This is a genomic window from Streptomyces sp. PA03-5A, from assembly GCF_033792725.1.
Classification (GTDB): domain Bacteria; phylum Actinomycetota; class Actinomycetes; order Streptomycetales; family Streptomycetaceae; genus Actinacidiphila.
This window is the reverse complement of the sequence record NZ_JARAVL010000014.1, coordinates 174,893-197,975: the sequence shown is the minus strand read 5'-3', so window position 1 is coordinate 197,975 and position 23,083 is coordinate 174,893. Positions and strand designations below refer to the sequence as shown.

At 69.2% G+C, this 23,083-nt stretch carries 22 protein-coding genes; 14 read left to right on the top strand and 8 right to left on the bottom strand.

The genetic code is table 11. The features are described from left to right. Positions 1-42: 42 nt before the first annotated feature. Entirely contained in the window at positions 43-1,239 is a 1,197-nt protein-coding gene (locus PV410_RS19585) for a serine hydrolase domain-containing protein (RefSeq protein ID WP_500326175.1), read from the top strand. Between the two features lie 563 nt (positions 1,240-1,802). Here PV410_RS19585 and PV410_RS19580 read toward each other — a convergent pair. Beyond that, complete coding sequence (locus PV410_RS19580; RefSeq protein ID WP_500326173.1) at positions 1,803-2,063, bottom strand: hypothetical protein; 261 nt, start codon at positions 2,061-2,063, stop codon at positions 1,803-1,805. A 499-nt stretch (positions 2,064-2,562) separates the two neighbouring features. On the opposite strand from PV410_RS19580, the gene PV410_RS19575 reads away from it, so the two are divergent. After that, complete coding sequence (locus tag PV410_RS19575) at positions 2,563-3,252, top strand: hypothetical protein (protein WP_500326171.1); 690 nt, start codon at positions 2,563-2,565, stop codon at positions 3,250-3,252. Positions 3,253-3,465: 213 nt separating this feature from the next. Here the strand turns inward: PV410_RS19575 and PV410_RS19570 are convergent, their stop codons facing one another. Next, entirely contained in the window at positions 3,466-3,738 is a 273-nt protein-coding gene (locus PV410_RS19570) for a hypothetical protein (protein WP_500326169.1), read from the bottom strand. Positions 3,739-4,053: 315 nt separating this feature from the next. Between PV410_RS19570 and PV410_RS19565 the strand changes: the two genes are divergently transcribed. From PV410_RS19565 to PV410_RS19550, 4 genes are all read left to right on the top strand, one after another. Beyond that, the gene (locus tag PV410_RS19565; RefSeq protein WP_500326168.1) at positions 4,054-4,785 is read left to right on the top strand and encodes a DUF6193 family natural product biosynthesis protein; all 732 of its coding nucleotides are present in this window, start codon (positions 4,054-4,056) and stop codon (positions 4,783-4,785) included. A 398-nt stretch (positions 4,786-5,183) separates the two neighbouring features. Beyond that, the gene (locus tag PV410_RS19560; protein WP_500326167.1) at positions 5,184-5,735 is read left to right on the top strand and encodes a hypothetical protein; all 552 of its coding nucleotides are present in this window, start codon (positions 5,184-5,186) and stop codon (positions 5,733-5,735) included. 609 nt (positions 5,736-6,344) lie between these two features. Beyond that, positions 6,345-6,854, top strand: coding sequence for a hypothetical protein (locus PV410_RS19555; RefSeq protein ID WP_500326165.1), 510 nt, complete (start codon positions 6,345-6,347; stop codon positions 6,852-6,854). Positions 6,855-7,205: 351 nt separating this feature from the next. Beyond that, positions 7,206-7,550, top strand: a complete 345-nt coding sequence (locus PV410_RS19550; protein ID WP_500326163.1) for a hypothetical protein — start codon at positions 7,206-7,208, stop codon at positions 7,548-7,550. Between the two features lie 350 nt (positions 7,551-7,900). Here PV410_RS19550 and PV410_RS19545 read toward each other — a convergent pair whose 3' ends face one another. From PV410_RS19545 to PV410_RS19530, 4 genes are all read right to left on the bottom strand, one after another. Further along, positions 7,901-8,743 (bottom strand): phosphotransferase family protein, encoded by an 843-nt coding sequence (locus PV410_RS19545; RefSeq protein ID WP_500326161.1) that lies wholly within the window; start codon positions 8,741-8,743, stop codon positions 7,901-7,903. A gap of 357 nt (positions 8,744-9,100) precedes the next feature. Beyond that, positions 9,101-9,865 (bottom strand): snapalysin, encoded by a 765-nt coding sequence (gene snpA, locus PV410_RS19540; RefSeq protein ID WP_500326160.1) that lies wholly within the window; start codon positions 9,863-9,865, stop codon positions 9,101-9,103. 818 nt (positions 9,866-10,683) lie between these two features. Then, positions 10,684-10,911 (bottom strand): hypothetical protein, encoded by a 228-nt coding sequence (locus tag PV410_RS19535; RefSeq protein WP_500326158.1) that lies wholly within the window; start codon positions 10,909-10,911, stop codon positions 10,684-10,686. 1,005 nt (positions 10,912-11,916) lie between these two features. Next, entirely contained in the window at positions 11,917-12,798 is an 882-nt protein-coding gene (locus tag PV410_RS19530; RefSeq protein WP_500326157.1) for a helix-turn-helix transcriptional regulator, read from the bottom strand. Positions 12,799-12,972: 174 nt separating this feature from the next. Here PV410_RS19530 and PV410_RS19525 point away from each other — a divergent pair, with 174 nt between their 5' ends. The 4 genes from PV410_RS19525 to PV410_RS19510 all read left to right on the top strand — a co-directional run bounded on the left by PV410_RS19525 (position 12,973) and on the right by PV410_RS19510 (position 17,797). Then, positions 12,973-13,749: an SDR family oxidoreductase gene (locus PV410_RS19525; RefSeq protein WP_500326156.1), complete on the top strand. Its 777-nt coding sequence runs from the start codon at positions 12,973-12,975 to the stop codon at positions 13,747-13,749. Between the two features lie 394 nt (positions 13,750-14,143). After that, the gene (locus PV410_RS19520; RefSeq protein WP_500326154.1) at positions 14,144-15,166 is read left to right on the top strand and encodes an LLM class flavin-dependent oxidoreductase; all 1,023 of its coding nucleotides are present in this window, start codon (positions 14,144-14,146) and stop codon (positions 15,164-15,166) included. Positions 15,167-16,019: 853 nt separating this feature from the next. Further along, on the top strand, positions 16,020-16,604 hold the full coding sequence (locus tag PV410_RS19515) for a DinB family protein (protein WP_500326152.1): 585 nt from the start codon (positions 16,020-16,022) through the stop codon (positions 16,602-16,604). Positions 16,605-17,227: 623 nt separating this feature from the next. Further along, on the top strand, positions 17,228-17,797 hold the full coding sequence (locus PV410_RS19510; protein ID WP_500326150.1) for a GNAT family N-acetyltransferase: 570 nt from the start codon (positions 17,228-17,230) through the stop codon (positions 17,795-17,797). A gap of 230 nt (positions 17,798-18,027) precedes the next feature. Here the strand turns inward: PV410_RS19510 and PV410_RS19505 are convergent, their stop codons facing one another. Together PV410_RS19505 and PV410_RS19500 are read right to left on the bottom strand one after the other, a co-directional pair. Beyond that, on the bottom strand, positions 18,028-18,333 hold the full coding sequence (locus PV410_RS19505; protein ID WP_500326148.1) for a hypothetical protein: 306 nt from the start codon (positions 18,331-18,333) through the stop codon (positions 18,028-18,030). A 470-nt stretch (positions 18,334-18,803) separates the two neighbouring features. Continuing rightward, a complete protein-coding gene (locus tag PV410_RS19500) occupies positions 18,804-19,382 on the bottom strand; it encodes a hypothetical protein (protein WP_500326146.1) in 579 nt (192 codons plus the stop codon). Positions 19,383-19,968: 586 nt separating this feature from the next. On the opposite strand from PV410_RS19500, the gene PV410_RS19495 reads away from it, so the two are divergent. From PV410_RS19495 to PV410_RS19480, 4 genes are all read left to right on the top strand, one after another. Further along, a complete protein-coding gene (locus PV410_RS19495; protein ID WP_500326145.1) occupies positions 19,969-20,421 on the top strand; it encodes a hypothetical protein in 453 nt (150 codons plus the stop codon). 34 nt (positions 20,422-20,455) lie between these two features. Then, entirely contained in the window at positions 20,456-21,016 is a 561-nt protein-coding gene (locus tag PV410_RS19490) for a hypothetical protein (RefSeq protein WP_500326143.1), read from the top strand. A 393-nt stretch (positions 21,017-21,409) separates the two neighbouring features. Further along, the gene (locus tag PV410_RS19485) at positions 21,410-21,850 is read left to right on the top strand and encodes a VOC family protein (protein WP_499510022.1); all 441 of its coding nucleotides are present in this window, start codon (positions 21,410-21,412) and stop codon (positions 21,848-21,850) included. Between the two features lie 302 nt (positions 21,851-22,152). Beyond that, on the top strand, positions 22,153-23,058 hold the full coding sequence (locus PV410_RS19480) for a hypothetical protein (RefSeq protein ID WP_500326141.1): 906 nt from the start codon (positions 22,153-22,155) through the stop codon (positions 23,056-23,058). The last annotated feature ends 25 nt before the right edge of the window (positions 23,059-23,083 follow it).

Here is a 23,083-nt window from a genome sequence, read left to right as displayed (position 1 = left end):
GGCAACGGTTCGCGCCGTTTCCCGTCGTCAGGAGATCACAAGATGAATGCCCGTGCCCGTACCGCCCTGCCCGCTCTCCTCGCCCTGACTGCCGTGGCCTTCCCGGCGGCCCAGGCGGCTGTGGCCACTCCGCCCCCGTCGCCGTCCTCGTGTACTTCCGCCGCGCACACGGGCGGGCTCGACACCGAGGCGTTGTGCACGGCGCTCGGCTCCCTGCCCGACTCCGACACCACCGCCGCGCTCGTACGCGTCGGCGGCACGGACGGTACGTGGCGCGGCAGCGCGGGCGTGCACGACCTGGACAGCGGACGCCCAGCCGATCCGCAAGGCCGTTTCCGGGCCGGCTCGGTGACCAAAGTGTTCACGGCAGCGGTGGTCCTGCAGCTCGCCGCCGCGCGGGAGGTGGACCTGAGCGCGCCCGCACGCCGCTACCTGCCGGAACTGATCCCCGCGGCGTACAGGCACGTCACCGTGCGGCAGCTGCTCAACCACACGAGCGGCATCCCGGCGGCCGACATGCCGGGCGACACCCTCGAGGAGGCCTACGCCCACCGGTTCGATCTCTACTCGCCCGAGGACATGGTGGAGAACGCGACCGCGAAGCCGACCGAGTTCGCGCCCGGCACCCAGCAGCACTACCTCAACATCAACTACACCGTGCTCGGTCTGCTGATCGAGAGGATCACCGGACGTGCCTACGAAGAGGAGGTCGGCCGGCGCATTCTGAGGCCGCTGCGGCTTCAGAACACCTTCTACCCCGGCACCGACCCGCGCATCGAAGGACCCCACAACCACGGCTACCAGGCCTTTCCGCGCCCCGACGGCTCGACCGAGCTCCGCGACGTGACGGTGTGGGGCCAGACGCAGGGCTACGCGGCGGGCGACATCATCTCCACCACCGCCGACTTGGAACGGTTCCAACGGGCGCTGTTCACAGGTCGTGTGGTGCCTCGGCCGCAGCTGGAGGAGATGTTCACCCTGCCCGAGGCGCCGGTGCGTGAGTACGGCTCGGGCGCCCCGGCCTCCTACAGCGCAGGGCTGTCCAAGATCAATCTCGGCGACCGCGAGGTGTGGGGCAAGACGGGCAGCCGGTACGGCTACACCAGCGTCATCGCCGCCACCCGCGACCTGTCCCGCACGATGGTGATGAACGTCGGTGCCACGGACGCGAAGGGCGAGGACATGAACTCCACCGAACTGGCCTTGATAGTGGCTGCGTTCGGGGCTCCGTCCGCCTGAGCCCGGTGGCGCTCCGCGCCCCGGAGTCATCGCGATCGTGCCTGCGCAGGACACCCGGGCATACCCTGCCTCGACGGTCATCACCTACGGGGCCGGCCCGTGCCAGGTCCTCGACCTGGCACGGGCCGCGGTAGCGTCCGGAGGCGGCCGGGCGGCCGTCTGCTTCCCACCATTGGACGCCCGCCACGTGCGCGCCCACGCCCTGCCGGGAACGCTGTCGCGGTCGGTCGGCCTCGGCGCGACGCTGCCACACGCCCTCACCGCCCCGGCCGGCCACCGGCCTGCGGACCGCGCATCACGGTCCTGGCCCGCGGCCGCATCCAAGCCGCACGATCGACTCCGCCACGACCCTGTACCTCAGCGGTGCACCGGGCCTCCGCCGCGGCGCCTCTGCTCGAAGCGACGATGTCGTCCGACCGGTGCTCCCAGCGGACGTCTACCTGGCGGCAGGTGCGGGGCACACGACGAACCGGCCCCATCACGCCTTCTAGCGGCGTGTCGGGGCCGGTTCCGGTTCGGGTCGCCGCCACCCCTACGGGCGGGTGCCGGCGTCAGCTACGGGGTCAGCGGTGGCACTCGTGATGGGCGGGGCGCCAGACGCGGGTCCACTTGCCGGGGTGCCAGCGGTGGTGCCGGTCCCGGAACCCCGGGTGCCACTGCCGTGCCCAGTGGCCCGCCACCTTCGCGCAGTGGTGCGACGCTTTCGGCGGCCGGTGGTCCTGCGGGGCGGCCGACGCGGTGCCGACCGTGCCGACGAGCGCGCCCGCGGCCAGGGCCACCGTTGCCGCGCCCAGGGCCGCGGCCCTCTTCAACCCGTTGATCATGTTCAGGCCTTTCCGTACGAACGGGGGCTGACGGCCCCGGGACTGCCCGGACCGTTCGGCCGGGCATGCGCTGATCCTCGCCCTCCGGCGTCGCCAAAACACCGCAGAACACTGCTTCTCACGAAATGCAATTCAATTTCTCATCGGGCTTAAATAGTCATATATTCGCGTAGTTATTCGTGTGTTGCCGCCCCGGACATGCAGCGCTGCTCCCGGGTCACGGCGCAGGTGCCCCACCTTGATGCGATCGGTCGGCGTCGAGAACCACACGAACCGGGCTTCGGAGTCCCAGCTGTCCAGCGTCTGACAGTGCGGGCGTGCCGAACTGCTGCTTGCCGAGCAGCGCGGAGATTACGGAATCGCTCGTCAACGATCTCCAGGGAGGGCGGCTCAACGGCGGCCGCGCGCAACACCGTGCGCCACTATGCGATCATGCATCGGCCCCTCGCTCCAGGGGTGAGACCCGGCCGCTCGCCGAGCACTACGTGAGGGAATCGCCATGAGGCGAACGATCGCTACTGGTGTCGCCCTCGTGGCGATCGCAGGCGCTGGTGGGTGTACCGAAACCGCCACGTACACCGAAGGCAAGGCAGCGCCGTCGGTGCCGGCTCGGACCATGGGTCCGAGGGCTTGCGTCAACGGAACGTACCAGTGGTTCAACGTCGAGCGGCCTGTTCGGCTCTCCGCCCTCTCCGAGGTGGAGACCTTCGGCAAGGGCGGCGGCACGTTCACGAAGGCACCCAAGCACCGGGTCTCGTGGCCCGAGACATCCGTATTGGCGAGCGGTCCAGCCTTGCCGTCGCGTGACGTGCTGTTTTCCCTTGCGCAATTGGTAGGCGAGGCCCAGGAGGATGACACTTCCGCCGACATGCCTTTCACCGAGGTCGGCAGAAGACCGGGCGATCCCAATCTGAGCCGGGCCGTCTCGACGCCCGGGGCAGGCCGATTTGTGTTGTACAACGAGACACACGTCGTCGAGGCGGACTTCCGGTACACGTGCCCAGGCACGAAAACCGTGACCATCGGGCATGCGAAGAGCTGGACGGCGGAGGCTTCGGGCACCCTTGAGTGCGGCACCCGGACCGGTCCCGGCAGCGAAGCCGACCTGGCCGTTGCACGAGAAGCCGCCCGACTTTCATGCGGCCCCAAGTCGATCGCCGCGCAGGGCACGCCGACCTCCGGGCAGTGACTACCTGCGGCCCGTTCGATTCCGCCGAGGTTGTACGTGCAGTTGGAGTCACGCGTGCGTGGGCTCACCCGATGAGGGGCGGGCCCCGTGCGGCAGGTCACGCAGCTGATCTCCCAACCCACGAAGCGGGCCAGGCAACTGTCCACAGGTGGCGACCTTTGGCCGGCCCCGGTGAGGTGGTCTCACCTGTGAAGGCCCCGGCGACAAGCGCCGTCACGGCGGGTTGGCCGCTGCCCGGCAGGCCCCGGTGGCGGCGCCGCCCGGTACGCCGGCCCCGGTCAGGCCGCTCACACAGCCCTTCAGGTCACCGTGTACCCCCAGGGTGCACGCCGTTGTGACGGCGTCGGAAACCTCGACGCCCGTTTGCCGGACCATGTTCGTGCAGGACGGGATGTCCGCGTGGGCGGCGGGGACGGGGAAAGCCGCGCCGCCGAGTGCGACGGTCAGACCGGTGAGGACACTGGCGATTCGGATCGACGTGCGCATGGGAGGCACCTGCTCTCCGGGGCCGGTCGGGAACTCAAGGCGCCGAGCAGCGGACACGACCGGTGCATGACCGTGGAAGCGGGCCTCGCAGCGGTCGGCTCGGCAGACCACCCCTTTTTCCGACACTAGAGCAGCGCGCCACCGTGCGCACTCCGGCTCAGCGCCGCTGGCATCCTCTGGCCACGTGGTCCCTCCGCAGACCACTCGTCTTCACCCTGCGAACCAACCCTGCCGCACAGGATCAGCGATCGTCTCTTCAGAGATGCATCAACGCATCCACCCCAGGCAACCAGGGGCTCAGGCACAATTGGAGTCGTGCCGACACCTCCTGACCCCGCTGTCCTGTACCCCGACGTCGCGGCCTGTGGCAGCCTTGCCGCAGCGCTCCGGACCGCGGCGGAAGGTCGCCTCGACGCCGTTCCGGTCCGGTCCTCGGACCTGGTCCATGCGGTTGTGCCCAGCACCTTGCCGCATCGCGAACCGCTGAAGATCAGTGCTTGGTCGTACGAACGAGTCTGGTCGATCCGGGGCACGGAACCGTTCCAGAGCCTGGCCCTCATCGACGGTAGGACAGACGACCTGGCAGAAATCGCCAGTGCCGCCCTGGCGTGGCACGACGGGGCGTCCCTGAACGACATCCGCCGAGCGGCACCCTTCGTGCATGTGACCGGACGATTTGAGGTGCCGGACCACGATCCCGCACGGCTGACGGAATCCGAGTGGCAGAGCCTGCGCCTGGAGGCGGCCGAAATGGAGTACGACTGGCACGAGACGTACCAGGCCCTGATCGAGGCCGCGTACGCCGAGCCGGTCCTGCGCGCCCTCTACCCGTTCACCAGCCACTGGGCGCTGCGCTTCTCGACCACAACCCGCCCGCGCCTGACCGTCGTCGGACCGTACCTGGCCGCGAAAAGCGATGGCACGTACGGAGCGGGCGGGAGCATCGCCAACGAGGACCTCGGCGTCTTCACCACGGCGAAGGAGGCTGTGGCACTGGCCGTGCACCATCTGCCTTCCGGCCTGGCGCCAGTCGCGCTGGGCGGATGAACCTAGCCGCGGTGCTGGAACGCGACCACCGTCTCATCCGCACCGCACAGGCGGCCCCTCGCCGACAAGGGCTTCGCGGGCCGGGAGTTCGAGGCGATGCTCACCGAGCGTTTCGACGTCCACCGGGTCCTACCCGACCGCAAGGAGGAGGCCGCCGGCATGGACGACGTGCCCGTGTGCCGCCAGTGGATCGAGGCCGTCTCCGACCCCTTCAGGTCGGCTCAGTCCGGAACAACACGGTGGCAGAACCCTGGCCGGATTCTTCGCACGCACCGGGCAACGCCCCCTCGCCCCGCAGCCGGCATCCGGCACAACCGGAGTGGCGACGCCAAGAACCAACGATCCCTGACCGCCCACGACCACTGAGAACAGCGGACCCAGTCGTCTAGGCTGTCGCCGTGCTCCTGATCCACGACGGGGAAGCCGCCCCCGACGCGCCCGTCCTTCGTACCGGCGGAGTCCCGCTCGTCCCGGAGGGCTTCGTGTGGCCGACCTGCCGGAACTGTGCCGGGGCGCTGCAGTTCCTCGCGCACCTGCCCGTCGACGGCGGGGCGGTCGCCGTCTTCTTCTGCCAGAACGACCCGGGCATGTGCGACGACTGGGACGCCGCCGCGGGTGGCAACCGCGCCTACCTGTTCACCGGCCCGCTCGGTCCGGCCGCCGTCCCCGCCGAGGGCGAGACGCTGCTCGGCGCCGTCACCGCGCTGCGCCCGCAGCCCGTCGACGTCGCCACGACGGCGCCCGTCCTCGGACGGCTGGGCGGCGAGCCGGACTGGCTGCAGAACGACGAGACGCCGTCCTGCCCTTCCTGCGCCGCGCCCATGGCGTTCGTGGCGGAACTGGAGGAAGGCCACGACCACGCCACCTCCGCGAACTTCGGTGGTGGTGGCCTGGGTTACACCTTCGTCTGCCGGCCCTGCGAGCGGGCCGCGTTCCTCTGGCAGCGCTGACCGCGTCCCCGCCGCCACTCTAGGCATCCTCGTGTGCCTCTCGTGGTGACCGTCCCGGCCCGTGGAGTTCGTAACGCGATCTTGAGTGTTGGGAGGGGTGTCAGGAGCCCGTGCGCCGTGGTCTCGGATGCGGGCGTGTTTCGTCGGTCTTGCCGAGCCAGCGGCGATGCAGATCGCGCCAACGCCCCGGGGGACCGCGCCCGGGGGCCGCCCGGAATGGGAGGGGCACGCTGCCATCCGCGCGATGTCGGAAGGTGCGCAGAGGTGCCGTGGCGTGCATGGATGAGGCTTTGACAATTGCCGCAGGCACCAATGCGAACGCAGAGATTTCTGCTGGTCATCGCCGTGTTTTTACGGCAGTTGAGGCATCAATCATGCGCCATTAGGCCATAAGTGGACACCGCACGCATCGCTCGATACGGTCGAAACACAGGCGCCACAATTGCAGCTGTAATCCAATTACGCACGCGAGGAAGTTGGCGTCGCAAGCCGGAAGCCACCGGCCCTCATGGTGCCCAGCGCATCGCGGTGTGGATACCGCTCCCGGGATGTGTCCTGGCCAGGTTCAGGCGCCATGCGCACGTAATGTCTCGAAGAAAGAGGATAGCTATGCGCGCGAAGCGAAGCATCGCGATCATGGCGAGCCCCGTCGCCGCGGCAGCACTGGCGTTCTCGCCCGCGCTGATGACGCAGGCGGCGGCCGACACCACAAACATCTCGGCAACGACTACCTCGCGAGCCGCGCACCTTCCTGCGGACGATGCCTCCGAGGGCAAGACGAAGGGTGCGAAGGACGGCAAGCGCGACGGACTCAACTTCAAGTGCGACTACCGGCACTCGTACGCTCCGGCAAAGGCCACGGAGGACTACAAGGACGCGTACGACCTGGCATACCGCTCCAGCTACGACAACTACTGTCGTGGTGAGGCGGCTCCCAATACGCCTGCAGGCGCCAACGACGCCTCCGAGGGCAAGACGAAGGGTGCGAAGGACGGCAAGCGCGACGCCCTCACCCTCAAGTGCGACTACCGGCACTCGTACGCTCCGGCAAAGGCCACGGAAGACTACAAGGACGCGTACGACCTCGCATACCGCACCAGCTACGACAACTACTGCTAGGTGCCCGGGTCGGTGACAGGCAAGCAGACCGATGACTGTGACCAGTGTGGGCCGGTCACGGCCATCGGGCCGGCCCCGACAGGATGAAGTTCCGGTGCCTGCACACAGGGCCGCTGCACGGGCCAGCGCCCCGACGATGGCTTTGCGGCGGCGGTGGACGGCGACCCGACTGGCCGGTGTCGGTGGCGTGGCGGCATATGATCGCCCGGAGAATGAGGCCGTCTTACTCCGTCGGGGCGCATGGCCATCCGCTCCTGCCCTCATACTCCGTCCTTGGTCCATGGAGGATGTGGCCCCGTCAGGGCCATGCCCGGCTGACCGACCCGCGCGGGGACCTGCAAGGACGCGGCGGTGAGTTACGACCTGGCGGTGTGGGAAGGCGCGCGCCCGCTCGATGACGATGACGCGGGCGCGATCTACGACGAGCTCTACGGGCGCTACTTGGAATCGGAGGACGCGGTCGTACCACCGTCGCCACGCATCGATGCCTACGTCGAGGCGCTCGTCGAGCGATACCCCGATGACATGCCACGAAGCCCGTGGGCGTCACCACCGGTCGTCAACGAAGCCTCGGGCCCGATCCTGTACCTGGTCATGACGTACAGCAGGGCCGAGGAAGTGTCCTCATACGCCGCTGCGCTGGCGCGCGAACATGGACTGATCTTCGATCCCCAAGCAGAGACCCTACGGCACTGAACAGCCTCGCCCGGACGGTGGCCGGGGGAGACGAGGAAGCCCCCTGACACCTTTCCGGACGCCCTGCTGCAGGCCGCGGCCAAGAACTCCGCAACCGCCAACCACGTCGTGGTCTGCCTGGACCGCAAGCCACTGGCCCTGCTCCGGCGCGGGTCGGCCCTCATCAAGCGGCTCGAGCCCCCAACGCTGGGAGTGTCCGCCCCGCTCCACGAGACGCTGATCCGGACACTGGATGCGCCGGGCCGTGCCGGCGCGCGAACCGGAGCGCACCGATCAGGCGCCGGCAGCGCGACGTGAGCCCACGCCGGCCGAACTCGCCGCACAGCGAACGCAGTCCTGCGGTGGGACTGTCAGGGGGTGTGGTGTTCGAGCCAGGGGACGATGTGGTTGACGTAGCTGTCGACGTTGGACAGAGGTTTGCCCGGCAGGACGGCGATCAGGTGCTCGATGCCGAAGGTCTGGTCCCAGATGCGGGCGCGTTGGTAGGTGGCGTGGTCGACGGCGTTGCGGATGGTGTCCCAGCCGTGCCAGGCCATGCAGGCGGCGTCGATGGCGGGGTCGAAGGGCAGGGCGAGGTCCCAGTCCAGGACGCCGATGAGTTTGCCGTCGGGGCTCCAGTGGACGTTGGAGCCGGCGAGGTCGCCGTGGACGAGCGCGTCGGGTACGGGGTCCAGGGCGATCGCGTCGTCGAGGCGGCGCCGGCCTTCCTCGCGCCACCGCGCGGGCAGGCGGGGGATGACGTCCTCGGCCAGGATGCCGGCCCAGCCCCGTGTGGGGATTGGGTCCTGGGCGGCGGCCAGGGCCTGGCGGAGGTCCACTGTGAGGGGGACTTCCCGCAGGGCCCGCAGGAGTTCCCCGATCTGCTCCGGGTCCCCTCCATCCTCAGGCAGTGCGACGCCGTCGATCCAGGACACGGCAACGGCGGCACGGCCGTCGAAGACCGCGACCGGCGTGAGCGGCTCCGGTACGGCGAAGGGCAGACCGGCGGCGCCGATCGCCCGTAGCAGTTCCATCCGGCGGGGCAGCGCCTCCGCTGCCGACGGACGCTTGCTGATCCGCACGGCCGCGATGCCCGGCAGCAGCACGACATGATGGACATTGCCATCGGCAGCCAGACGCACCCGATCCAGGGGAGCGCCCGGCAGCAGCGCATCGACAATCTCCAGCAAGTCCGCGGGTACTTCGCTGCCCATGATCAATGCTTTCCCGTGTCGCCGAGGCCCGGCCCCTGTCCCGTCGTCATGAAGGCTAGTCACTCACTTGCGTACAGCTGACCTGCGTCGAATGCCGCGGGTGGAAGGGGGATGAGCCGGGTCGACCTCGGTGCCCCGCAGGGGCCAGGATGAACTCTCACGGTGGCGGTTACCGGCACAGTCGATTCGGTACCGCCTGCGTACGGGTTGGCTTCGCCTCCTGGCTCCGCCCTCCCAGGACAGCCGTACAAAGCACCAGCGTCTGTCGGCCGGCCTGCAAGAGTGCTCAGACGAGCGTCTTGAGCACGTGGCTGTAGCCATCCTCGACAGCGAGCCGCTTCCCACTCGGGAACACGATCAGTTCCAGGGCGTGCTGCTGCGCGGACGCCCCGGACCGTGGCCCGGCGTCACGGTCCCTACCGGCGGTGCGGGGCTCAGGTGGTCACCGGGCTGGTTCACCGTGCCCGGGGCCTGCGCGAGTCCCCCGGCCCACAGCTGGTCGACACGCGAGCGCTCGGTGGCGTCCGGGTAGCGGTTGGTGCAGGACGGGCCGGGGCCGCCGCCCGACATCAGCTCACTGCACGGCCCGCTGTAGTTGTCCGGCAGGCCCAGCACGTGCCCGGTCTCGTGGGTGACGACGCGGATCGAGTCGTCCTGCTGGTTCTGGGTGTAGTCGAGGAAGATGTAGCCGCTTCCATGGCCGTTGGTGGAGGCGTAGGACCCGCGGGAGTCGTTGCCCTCGTAGTAGGAGAAGTCGGCACCGCTCGACGCCTCTTGGAGCTTGACGTTGGACTCGGAGCTGTTCCAGATCGAGGCCGCGCTCGCTATCTGCGAACGGAAGGTCGGTGCCTTGGAGGCGTCGTAGTAGACGGTCACCGCCTGCGCGTTGGGCTGGGCGGCGCGCTTCTCGGCGACCGACTTGAGCACAGCCTTGAAGAACACCGTGTTGTTCGTGGCCTCCGCAACCGACCCGTCGTACCGCGCCACGGAGGTACCTGCGGAAGCGGACGGGGCGGCTGCCGTCTGGGCGCTCGCCGGCACCGCCACGCCCAGCGCGCTGGAGGCCAGACCCAGGCCGAGAGCGAGGGCGAGGAGCCTCGCGGAGGTGCGGGACGACTTCATGTGAGGGCTCCTTCTCACTCGGTGACGCCGAGCGCCCGGTGCGCGGTCGACTCCGCGTGAACACCGGTTCCGAACTGCAGCGACGTCCTGTGGGGGGTCATTGTTAGAACGGCTCGACAGGGAGCGCAAAGGGTCCCGCCACTACGTCGCCTCGTAGGTCCCAGGACCTCGCCGGGGGGAGTGCGCGGGTCTGCAGTCCGCACATGGCGGCGCGAGAGAAAGCTGTCGCGACGTCAGAAGCCTTGCACCGCGGGGCAGCGGGCGTGCGGGTCGGCCGGGCGGAACTCCGGGACGTGCGGCGGGATCCACATTCCGGCAAATAGGGACAAACCCTCAGGTATCCGCCACGCCGCGTCTACTAAGTGCGCCAGTTGGTCGGCGGAGCGCTGTGACCGACATCATAAAATATGGGCTTCCGTCTGTTTCACGCCCCACTGGCCCCGAGTCGCTCCCAGGGAGTCGCCCTCGGTGCTGGGCGGCATCCCTCACCGCTGAGCCGCCGCCGCTCAGTCCTGATCAGGATGGAAGCCGGGCCCGCCGTACAGCGGCGGCGCCGCCGGCGACCGGTGGGCATCGACCGGCGTCCCGGTCGACCACGAGGCGATGGGCCGCGGTCTGGGCAGTTGGTGCACTTCTGGGTGGACATGTACGAATATCGAGCCGCGAATTGAGTCGCCGACCCCCGCGACGGCCTCCATGACCGCGTGATGTCGCTGCTCGACCGCGCTCAACTCCACCGGCATGGCCCCGGCCCTGCCTGCGCACGCCTGTCAGACGCGCACAGCCAAGCCAGGCAAGCGGTGTCGGCGGCGGCCAGCTCAGTGGCCGGTGACGGCGTTCACCGTCAGGGCGACGATCCCCGTGGCGCCCATGAAGGCCCAGAAGGCTCCGAAGGCACGGGCGAAGCCGCGTGGGAGGACATCGTTGGGCCTGCCGTCGAGCAGGATGCTCCAGAAGTCCAGGAACCTGTGGACTGAATCGCGGTAGTCCGCCGCCAACACTGCGCCCCCGATGAACATGATCGCGAAGACGACAACCGCGCCCATGATCCTCCTCCAGGGAAGTCCGTGGGGCGAGGCCGCAGAGCCAAGGCCCCGACTCGATCTCCGGCCTGATGGTTGGGCGTAGGGCGTCAGATGTCAACTGCACTTAGGCAGAGATCACGTGCTTGCCGTCGTGGCTGTGGACATGTGGGCCAGCGTCGTCTATTGCGTCCAGGAGCCGGATCGATAAGAGCCGGGAAATGCGCTGTGCGACTTCTTCGGGCGTGAGCCAGTCGAACGCGCCGGACTTCCCGGAGGTGCGCGATGTCGTCCGGTGTGAGCCGGTCGATGGTGTCCTTCGACCCTCCCGGCCACACGTTGGCACCGGGGTCCGTGACCTGGTGGGAATTCCGTCACGTCATCGAGCCACTACATTCCGATGGCTGGTTCGTCGTGGCTCCCGATTATCGGGGGTCAGCGGATCGTCGAAGCCTGAGAGCGAGTGGGACAAACAAACAATGGCGGGTGACATCAAAGCGTTGCTCGACCATCTCGGTGCGAGAAGCCTCATCACCCTTGTCCGTCACGACCCGGAATATCGGTCGGCTACGCCTACGCCACCCTCTACCCCCGTCACGTCAAGCGCCTCGTGCTCGTGGAGGCTCCGATACCGGGCACCGAAGCCGAGACGCTCATCGCCAGCAGCGAGTTTCCCATACCTACGCAACGATGACATCTCAATATCGACGCGGAGCTTTACGTCGCCGACTGCATTGCTCCGGGAGCCATGCAGTCGGGCCTCAAGCCTTATCGGACTTTCGGGAAGGACGCAGACGGCAATCGGCGCATCCTCTCAGAAAAGGGCAAGCTCAAAATGCCCGTGCTCGGACTCGAAGCCGCTTCTGCAGCGCCCGCATGAATTTATTTGAGAAACGCCAGCTACTGATTCGACGGAATTCGTAGGCCGCACGTAAGGGGCGGCCACTCGCCGATCGGAGGTTCCTCCTCGGTCGATCGGGGGGAACCGCTCCTTTCACGGTTCCTGCCGCGGCTGAGGGCTCTGTGGCGTCAGGCCGGGGGCGGAGTGGGGCGAATCGGCCTGTGATCAGGGGCGGGTGCGTTCCAGGACTCGAGCAGGCGCAGTGCCTGTTCGGTTGGGGAGCCCGGTTCCACGTTGTAGACGTACAGGGTCTGTTCCGCGTCCCCGGGGACTGGGAAGGACTCGAAGACGAAGTGCAGGTCACCGACGACGGGGTGATGATGAGCCCTGGCGCCGTGGGTGCAACGCAGCACCCGGTGATCGTTCCACCAGGTCGTGAACTCAGGAGACCGCAGCATGAGTTCGCCCACCAGGTCGGCCAGTTGCCGGTCATGGGGCCGGCGCCCGGCCTCGAGGCGGAGTATGCCCACGGTTTCGGCAGCGATGCGTTCCCAGTCGCCGACGGTCTGCCGGGCGGAGGGGTCCAGCAGGTAGTAGCGAGCCAGGTTCCGCGCCGGTACGGGCAGGGCGTCGAAATCGGTGAGGACGGCTCGCGCCAGTCGGTTCGATGCCAGGACGTCGGTCCGCCGACCCAGGACGTACGCCGGCACGTGCTGCAGCGTCTCCAGCATCAGGAGCAGACCCGGGCGGATCCGCTGCGGGCCGGTGGGGGCGCGACGCGTGGCCGCGCTCGGCCGGGCCAGCAGATCCTTCAGGTGTTCCCTCTCGGTCGCGTCCAGGTGCAGGGCCCCGCCCAAGGCCTCAAGGACCTCCGGTGACGGGTTCCCGGCTCGACCCTGTTCGAGCCGTATGTAGTACTCGGTGCTCACCCCGGCGAGTCGGGCGACCTCCTCCCGACGCAGTCCCGGAACCCGGCGTGTGCGGCCGTCCTCGGGCACCCCTGCCTGGTCAGGGGTCAATCGGCTGCGCCGGGTACGCAGGAAGTCGGCGAGCTCGCTTCGCGTGTCCATACACCCAGTGTGGCGCCCTGTGTGTGCCGGATACCCGGTTTGGGTGGTCCTGTCGGTACCAGCCTCGGCAGGGTGCCGCACGCGGTCCTGGCAGGGGGTCTGGTGGTGGTGTGCTGGATGAGCGGCCCGGATGAGCGACCGCCCCCCGAAGGTTCCACGGAAGGTAATCCCTCAATGACCTCGCAGACCTCTGTTACTCCGCTCGTCGGCCGAGTGGCCGTCGTCACCGGCGCCTCCAGCGGTATCGGCGAAGCGACCGCTGAACACCTGGCATCGCTGGGAGCCAAGGTCGCCGTGCTGGCCCGGCGCGGGGATCGGCTCGCCGAGCTGGTCTCCCGCATCGAAAAGAACGGCGGCACCGCACTGGCGATCGCCACGGACGTGACCGACGCCCAGGCCGTGGGTGCCGCCGCCGACCAGGTCAAGAACGACCTCGGTGGCGCGGATCTGCTGTTCAACAACGCCGGCGTCATGCTGCCCGCGCCCGTCGAGGAGCTGCGCGCCGACCAATGGCAGCGCCAGATCGACCTGAACATCTCCGGACTGATGAACGTCATCGGCGCGTTCACGCCGCAGTTGGTCGAGGCGGCCACCGAGCGCGGCGTCGCCGACCTGATCAACACCTCGTCGAGCGCCGCACAGAACCTCTACCCGACCTTCGCCGTCTACGCCGGCACCAAGGCGTTCGTCTCGCACTTGTCGAAGCACCTCCGGGTGGAGCTGGGCCCGAAGCGCGTGCGGGTTTCCGCAATCGAGCCCGGGATCGTGGGCACGGAGCTGCAGGAGCACGTCACTGACCCCGGCGCCAGCGCGTGGCTGGAGGGGTCGAAGGAGACCATGGACTGGCTCCAGTCGGACGACATCGCGCAGACGGTTGGCTTCATCGCCTCCATGCCGCTGAGGGTCAATCTCCCGCAGGTCTTCATCATGCCGACGGCCCAGCCCAGCTGACATCAGGCCGGTCACGTCGACGCTGCGCAGGACGGGTACGGACACCACACCAGTGAGACCTGCTACGCACTGCCGGCTGCGTCGTTCCCGGATGGCGACCGCCCCTTCACCGTCCGGGCCAGCAACCTGATGCACGTACATGGCATCCGGTACGGGATGGCCAACCGGGGGCATCGATGCGCGCTGTGGCCGCCCTTGCACCCGGCCCGCCAGCCGAGCGGTTCATGACCTCGGGCCGGGACGCACACCGGGCGTGCCGCCGTCCCCGACGCCGGAGGAGAGCACGCACCGCCGTCGCCGAGGTACTGGCCGCGTTTGACCTCGTACCGTTCCCCGACCTGGAGAAATGAACGGGGGCGGGAATCGAACGAAACCTCCAACCGCTGGACATGATGTGAAGAAAATCGGATTCCTCTCCTTCGGCCACTGGTCGCCCAGCGAGCATTCCCGGGCCCGGTCGGCCGCGGATGTCCTGCACCAGTCGATCGATCTCGCGGTCGCCGCCGAGGAGCTCGGCGTGGACGGTGCGTACTTCCGCGTGCACCACTTCGCCCGGCAGGCGGCCAGCCCGTTCCCGCTGCTCGCGGCGATCGGCGCGCGGACCTCGAAGATCGAGATCGGCACCGGCGTGATCGACATGCGCTACGAGAACCCGCTGTACATGGCCGAGGACGCGGGCGCCGCCGACCTCATATCGGCCGGTCGGCTGCAACTGGGCATCAGCCGCGGCTCACCGGAACAGGTGGTGGAGGGTTGGCGCCTGTTCGGCTACCACCCCGCGCCGGGCGAGTCGGACGCCGACATGGCCCGCCGGCACACCGAGGCGTTCCTCACGGTCCTCGGCGGCGAGGGTTTCGCCACCCCCAACCCGCGCCCGATGTTCCCCAACCCGCCCGGGCTGCTGCGGATCGAACCGCACTCCGAGGGGCTGCGCGACCGGATCTGGTGGGGCTCGGCATCGAACGCGACCGCCGTCTGGGCCGCCGAGCTGGGGATGAACCTGCAGAGCTCGACGCTGAAGAACGACGAGACGGGCGAGCCGCTGCACGTCCAGCAGCGCAAGCAGATCGAGGCGTACCGCGAGGCGTACCGGAAGGCGGGCCACACCCGGGAGCCCCGGGTGTCGGTCAGCCGCAGCATCTTCGCCCTGACCAACGACCTCGACCGGGCCTACTTCGGCCGCGACCGCGGTTCCCGGGACCAGGTCGGCATGATCGACGACACGACCCGGGCCGTCTTCGGGCGCTCCTACGCCGCGGAGCCGGAGGAACTGGTGAAGCTGCTGCGGGACGACGAGGCGATCCAGGCCGCGGACACCCTGCTGCTGACCATCCCGAACCAGCTCGGGGTCGACTACAACGCCCATGTGCTGGACAGCATCCTCACCCACGTGGCACCGGAACTCGGCTGGCGCTGAGCATCGTTCGACGGGGCGGTCCGAATCGACGGGCCGCCCCGTCCGGCACCCCTCACCTCTATCCGCATGGGGGCGAGCGTCTCGTGCTCATGGAGGCCCCGATCCCGGGTGCCGAAGCGTAGGGGAGCACTCTGGCGACGACCACCACGGCGCGGCTGACGACCTCTTGGGCCAGGAGCGGATCGTCCTTCTGGAACGGTGTCGGATTCTCGGTGCGGACGAACGAGGCCAGCCCCGGCGGTACGCGCCGCGCACGGATGGGCACGACCATCACCGAGAGGATCCCGGTCTCCCGGACCCTTTGCGCCATCTCCGGCGTCTGACGACCCATGAGCCCGCAGAGGTGTCCGGTTTCGGTACGAGCCGGGACTCGCCGGTCGGGCGGACCGATGCCACGCCGGCCCGCTGAAGAACGGGGAAGCGTTCGCCGATCGAGCCGATGCACGCCGGGGGCCCCTGGCCCAATGGAACCGAGTGCTCCAGGTTCACGGCTACGAAGTCGGCGAGGGGCACGGCAAGATCGGCCAGTTCTTGACCGGTCTGCATCAGATCCAGGGTGCTGCCCAAACGCGTGCCCGCCCCACCGAGAACCGCCAGGCGCTCCCGCTCCCGCCGGCTCTCGGTGAGATCGGCGTTGATGGTGCAGACCCCCAGCGTTCAGCCATCGGGGCGCCATGGGAGACGGGAGAACGAAACCGCATAGTGCTGCCGTTCCTCAGCGCGTGGCACGTTCCGCGAGCTTCTTGTAGCAGGTCAGGGCGGGCGGTCATGGCCAGGCCTCGGCTCTGCCAGTCGTCGCGGACCACGTACGGGATCTTGAGACCACGAGCAGCCCATGGCAGGCTCATGCCGCATGATCGATGAATTCGCGAAAGACAACCTGTTCGGGAGACTACGGCGGGACCGCAAGGCGCTTCTCTGGAAACTCGACGGCTTGTCCGAATACGACGCCCGCCGACCTTTGACAGCGACCGGGACCAACCTCCTCGGCCTGGTCAAACACGTGGCCACCGTCGAGGCCAGGTACTTTGGCGAGGTATTCGACCGCCCTTCCCCGGAACCGCTGCCCCGGTGGCAGGACTCCAACGGCAGCGATCTGTGGGCGACCGAGGACGAGACCCGCGATCAGATCATCGGGTTCTACCGGCGCACGTGGGAACACTCGGACGCGACGATCAACGAGCTTCCCCTCGACGCCCCCGGCCACGTGCCGTGGTGGCCGGAGCCTTATGCCGACACGAACCTGTTCGCCATCATGGTCCACGTCCTCGGCGAGTCCATCCGGCATGCCGGGCACGCCGATATCCTGCGCGAGGGCCTCGACGGCCGGACCGGGTTGCGCGCCGAACACGAGCAGCAGATCGACGAGGAAGCCCGTGCAGCCCACTGCGCGAAGATCGAGCAGGCCGCCAGGTCGGCCGCACCAGTCAAGGCTTAGAGGTTGTCTCACGTGACGTGATGTTCGTGCGGTGCGATGCCGGTCGTGGGCGCTGATCCATCGAAGCGTCTGGTTCCTGATGAACTCTGTGAGCCGCCCACCCCGTTGCTGCCGTCGTTCGTTGGCCTGTCCGGGGTGCGCCCGGCCGGGGCATGCGCGGCCTCGTAGGATCCGGGACCGGTTCGGTGCGGGGCTGACGTGCGCGGGGCTGGAGATGGCCGCCGGCGGCTGGGGGCACCGCCGGATCGCCGCCGAACTGGGGCGTCCCGCGGACACGGTCGGTCGCTGTTCACGACAGTGCTGGTGGCCTTGACCGATGATCCGGTGCCGCCGCCACCTGCCGGGTGACGGATCGCGGACGCGGTGGTGGCGGTTGCCGTGGCGGCGGAGGTGGCCAGGCGCCGTTGGAGCCAGGAGGGCCTGGTGACCGGGCGTTTCGCATGCCGGGTCAGCCGCGCCGCCCTGCCGGCACCAGCGGCCGACCCCAGGTAGCCGGCACCGGGTCCGCGGGAGCGGGAAACTCGCTTGCCGCCCGTCCGCGGGGTCGGTCAGGATCTGCGGCATGATCTCTCGCCTCTGCAGCCACCGTCCGCACACCACCACGCCTGCAGAGGATCACGACCGTGAACTACACCGTCCGCGAGTACACGCCCGCCGATGAGACCGCCTGGCTGCACTGCCGGGTGCTGGCCTTCTTGACCACCGCCTACTTCGACGACGTCCTGCAGGCCAGGCCCGGCACGTCGGGCCCGGGCCTGGACCTGGTCGCGGTCGACGAGCACGACCGCATCGTCGGGATCATGGACACCAGCGTCGAGGGCCATCTGGCCACCATCGACACCGTCGCAGTCCACCCCGACCACCAGCACCGCGGCATCGGCCGCAGACTGCTGGAGAAGACCCGCTCGCGGGCCCGGGCCGCCGGGGCTTCCACGCTGGACGCCTGGACACGCGACGACGCGGACACCCTGGCCTGGTATCGGGCGATGGGCTTCGCCGAGAGCGACCACTACCTGCACGTCTACGCCAATCACTGCACCTCGTCCGGTGAACCCGGCCACGCGATCGAGGCTGCCCGAGCAGGCCTGCGGCCCATCGCACTGTTCCTGCACGCCACGCTCGCCGACGAAGAGCGACTGCGGGGCGAGTTCGCCCGGGTCCACGTCTGCCGCCGCTTCTCCACGCCGGTCTGAGTCCGGCTCGCCCGCCGTCCCGCAGCCGCCCGGAGCCGGCCGCAGGACGGCGGGCGTCCGTGGGCGTGATGGCGCGCCGCCCCGGCCGTGCCGGGGCCGCGGGCGGGGCCTGGTCCGGGCCGGTCCGGTCGTCACACGAGCGGACCTCCCTTCGGGCGTGGCACAGCGGCCCGGAACCCCACCAAGAGGGTGCGGCCGAGGGTCGTCTCCCCGAGGGCCTCGGAGGCTGCTCAGCGGTGGGACGGGCGCCGATGGCGCGACATGCGTCGCAGCAGGGCGACATTGGCGATCGCGGCGCAGGTCAACAGGGCCACGTTCAGAGTTGCGCTGCCGAGGCTCAGCCAGCCGGCCTCCGTCCCGTCCGGGCCGGCGGCAGGAGCCCAGATCGAGCCGATCGCCGAGATCGCCGCATAACCCCCGTACATCGCCGGAAGGGCGACGGCGCCCGAGGGGAGGGTCAACGCGACGGCGGCCAGGTAGAAGGCAGCTCGTTCGTCGACGGCTCCCGCTACGGCCAGACCTCCGGTCAACACCACGTAAGCCGCTTCCGTGCATCTTCCGACCAAGCGCTTCATCTTCGCCCCCAACGCGCGCGCTTCGCCCCCTGGGACCAGGGTAGTGCGGGCTTTCCGGCGACTGCCGGCACCTCACTTACCTTCCCTGCTTGGCCCGCTCCGCGGCGGAGCACGGAGGCCCGGAAGCCCACCGACTGCGGTGTCCCGCCACCGCGATGCCGGGACTTCCGCAACCAGCCTCCTGCCGAGGCGGAGCGCGGACAGTTTGTCCGTCGGCCAGTCCGATCGGTCGTTCATGAGCCTTCGTTCTTGCCCTATCCATGGAGGGACGGGGCTATGGGAGCATTCCCGCCGACGATGCAGCAGCGGCTCGGCCGGGAACTCCCAGCCGAGCCGCTGCTTGCGCTCCTAGCCGCACACGCCAGTGATCAGGTGTTGCGGCGATCCCGGGAATCCGCCGAGACGACGTCCGCCGGGCCCTCGCTCGGGGGTCAGCCGGCGGGGGTGGGCTCCGCCGGAGCCGGAGCCGGAGCCGGAGCGGGAGCCGGAGCCGGAGCCGGAGCCGGAGCGGGAGCCGGAGCCGGAGCCGGAGCCGGGGCGGGCGCGGGGGCCTCCGCCGGGGCGACGGGGGCGGCGGCCTCCTCGACGGGAGCGGCAGGAGCGGGGGCCTGTGCCGGAACCGCGGGGGCCGCCACGGGAGCCGCGGGAGTCACGGCGGCAGCGGCGGCAGCGGCGGCCTTGGCTTCCTCGACGGCCTTGGCCTCGGCGGCCTCCGCCGCCTCGATCTCCGCGGTGTGCTTGGCCACGAACGCCTCGCCCAGGACCTCGTGGGCCTCCTTGAGGTGGTCGAGCTCCACCTCGCCGTTCTCGGCGACATGGCCCTCCAGGGCCTCGAACATCCGCTCCACCGGCTCGTGCGAGCCGCCGAGGCGCTGCTCGGCGTAGACCGCGACACCCAGCTTCAGGAAGAGCTCGGCCGTGCGGCGGTTGACGGTGAAGTCGTGGATGGCGTCACCGCCCGCGTCAAAGCCCTTCTCGATGACTTCGAATGCCTTCTTGATGAGACTCACGCTGGTGCTCCCCTGCACGTGCCTGTCGGGCGATTGCCTGACTGCGACCTGATCTGACCTGAACTGAACTGCCCTGTACCGCAACTGACCGAACGAGCCGGTCCGCGCCGAACCCTATGGCAGTTCCCCGGCCGATGCGCAGCCGGCCCGCCCCCAACCCGGCCACAGCGGGCGGGGTCTGACGGGCGCCGGGCGTAACCCCTGCCGCGCCGCCGCGTACCGCTCCGGCGTGATCGCGGTGACCCGCACCGGCTGCCCGATACCGGGCACGGCCGTCGTGCGATCGTGAGCCCTGCCGAGCTTGGCCATCACACGGGTGGAGCCCTGGTTCTCGACGTCGCGGATGCGGGGACGCGGCGGCCCGTCGCACGCACATGTGCGCTGCGGACCGAGAACTCCGGGAAACCCTCGCCGCAGGAACTCGGTTACCGGTCGGGCGTGGCGTGCCGACGCCGCCTGGCCGAGCGGACCGTGTGCCGGCAGTGGCTCGTTCCTGACGCTCGCGCCAGCGGAACCGTTTCACCCGGGTGCCGTGTCCTCCTTCGCAAGAGGTGGTTCGACGCCGCGGAGCCACATGTGAAGGGGGATGGCCATGGGGCAGCTACGCGAGGGGGCACGGTTAGGCGCATGGGCCGTCGGCGGAGTTGTCGCCCTGGCGGTGTTGTACGTGATCGGGGTGTTCGCCTTCGGCGGCGCGGGGTGGATCACCGCCCCGTTCCGCGGTGAGGCGGACGAGCGCGAGAACACCGTCGCTTCGGGCGAGTTCCGTCAGACCACCTACGAGGAGTTCTTCGATCTGTGCGCGGCCGTGCAGAACGCCGAAGGGACGATCCAGGCGCTCCGGGAGGAGCGGAAGGCCGCTTCGGAGATCCGCACGACGCAGATCGACCAGTCGATCACCGCGCTGAAGGCCACGCGGATCGAGTCGGTCAACGCCTACAACTCGAAGGCCGCCCAGGAGCACCGCGCGCCCTTCCGTGACAAGGATCTGCCGTACCGGCTGGATGCCACCGCCGAGCGCACGACGTGCACCAACTGATCCGCACCTCAATCCGGGAAGAGGGCAGCACCGCATGAAGAAGTACGCACGCATGGCCCTGGCCACCCTCGTCGCGCTCGTTGTGGGTCTCGTCCTGACGTCCTGCACCGAGTCCAGCCAGGACAAGGAGAACAAGGCCAAGCAGGACAACTACGACCGCCTCGTGGCCCAGCAGCCGGCGGGCCGCATGGAGTACTCGCCGACCCGCGAGGCGATCAACCAGTGGGTCAAGACGTGGGGGCAGCGGGGCAAACTCTCCTACGTCTACATCCAGAACGCCAACGGCGAGTACGGGTACTTCATCATGAAGGGCCTGCCGGTGCCGCGCTGCAAGATGCTCACGCCGACGGAGCGGGTGGAGTCCACCTCCAACGGCGTCGCGGTCCTCGCGCAGCCAGGCATGGACGGCACGTACACCTCCGGTTCGACCTGCAACGCCTACTACGGCTTCGACGCGACGACGAACGCGTACATGGAGTTCACGGTCGGCACGAACCAGTCGTTCTTCCTGTTCGACAAGCCCATGACGATGCCGGAGTACGCCAGCGCCAAGCAGTTGGGGCCGTCCTCGGTGAAGGACGTCGAGAAGCAATAGTGAGCGGCCGGGCGCCGGTTCGAAGAGTTCCGGCCCCCGTGTCCGGCCAAGCGGTGTCGAGAGCCCCGGTGATGTGCCGGGTCGGGCTGCGGGCGGTGCGGTCCGAGACCAGGCCGGCGATGGTGGCGTGGGTCTCGGGGGGACTCGTGCCGTCCGGGGTCCCGCTGCAGCGGCATGCCGCCGCGCCGGGCCGGCAGAGGACGGATCTCGTGGATGGCACGGGTAACGGTGGGCCGGGTCGCTCCGTACAGCTCGGCCGGCGCCGCGTGCAGTGGCCGCAGAGGCAGGTGGAGCAGGGTGATCAGCACCCGGTCGACGAAGACCAGCTGGTCATCGGGCCCGGCACCGGCCGCCCGCCGCGCCTCGGCGCATCGAGTCGTTAGGCTCGGAGACATGACTATTCTGCGGATGGACAACGTCGCCATCGTCGTCGACGATCTGGACGCGGCCGTCGCCTTCTTCACCGAGCTCGGCATGGAGCTGGAAGGCAAGGCGCAGATCGAAGGCCTTTATGCGGACCGCACCGTCGGACTCGACGGCGTCCGGAGCGACATCGCGATGATGCGGACCCCGGACGGCCACAGCAAACTGGAGCTGACCAAATTCCACACCCCCGCGGTATCCGACGCCGAGCCGCGGAACCCTCCGCCCAACACGCTGGGCCTGCATCGCGTCATGTTCGCCGTCGACGACATCGACGACACCATCGCCCGCCTGCGCACCCACGGCGCCGAACTCCTCGGCGAGGTGGCGCAGTACGAGAACATCTACCGGCTCTGCAACCTCCGCGGCCCCGCAGGCATCATCGTCGCCCTGGCCGAACAGATCGGCTGACGCGGGCCTGCCGCACGCCGAGCATGCCGACGGTCAGCACCGCTATGACGCATCCGCGACAGGGGCGGTGCAGGCTGCTGGACGGGCCCGCACTCCCCCCCAGCCACGGGTGCGGAGGGGAAATCAGCGTTCAGAGAGCGATACGCACATTGATGTCCGGTTCGTGATTGCGGGTTGAGCGAGGTCGGCGGGTCGCGTGTCCGCGTCCGGGGTCGGGGGCCGGGCTGGGTGCACGTGTCCGCCGCCCCGGAGTGAGTCTGGGCAATGTGAGCCCGGCGAGCTGTTGTGGCACCATCCCCGTTGTGGATGACCGTACGCATGACGTGGAGTGGGCCGGCCTCTTCCATGCCTCGGGCCCCGCCGACGACACGCCGCGGCACCTGGCTGCTCTCCTCGGCGACGATGCGGAGGCTTTCGTCGACGGGTACTCGCACCTGTGGTCGGCGACGCTTCGTCGCGAAGGCAAGGCCTGGCCTGCGACGGCGCCCACCGCGCTGCTCGTCGCCGAGCTCCTGGACAATCCGCTGCTGGGGCCGGATGACCCCTCGTTGCCCGATGCCATGCTCGCCTACCTGTACGAGGTCGGCGTCGCCGCCGACCTCGGAGACCGGGCTGCGGAGCTCCGTGCTCGGGTCGAGGACCGGGTACCGGAGCTGCGGGCCTGGACCGCCGCGTACGTGTCGACCGATGCGGATGGCAGGGCCCGGATGTGGCGGGACGGCACGGGACTGGGTGAACTCGTCCTCGATCAGGCGGCGCTCGCCTGCTTCGACCTGGTTCCCGCGCTCCTGCGGCGAACACTGCCGCACCTCGCGTCGGAACGCGCCAGGCGCAGGACATGCGCCGCCGCAGCTGTCGGGTCACTGGCGCGGCATCCCGCAGCCTCCGCACAACGTCCGGCGCTGCTGGAACAGTTGACGTCGATGGTCCGGGCCGCCGATACCTCGCACGACCTGGCGACGATGGTGATCGCCATTGGCCACCTCGACGGCGACACGCGTCCCTGGCTGGCTGACCCGCATGCGGGCGTTCGGGCCTGCGCGGCCCTGGCGCCCAACCTTGCCGGCGACGACGCGGCGGACCAGGTGCTGATGGAACTGGCGCGGTCGCCGCAAGCCTTCGGCAAGTCCTTTGGCGACCTGGCTCCACCCCTGCAGCTCCAGTCCACGTCGTACCAGGACCTGTTCACAGGGCGACGCGCGAGCTGATTCGCGGTGTCCGGGACGGGAGTCC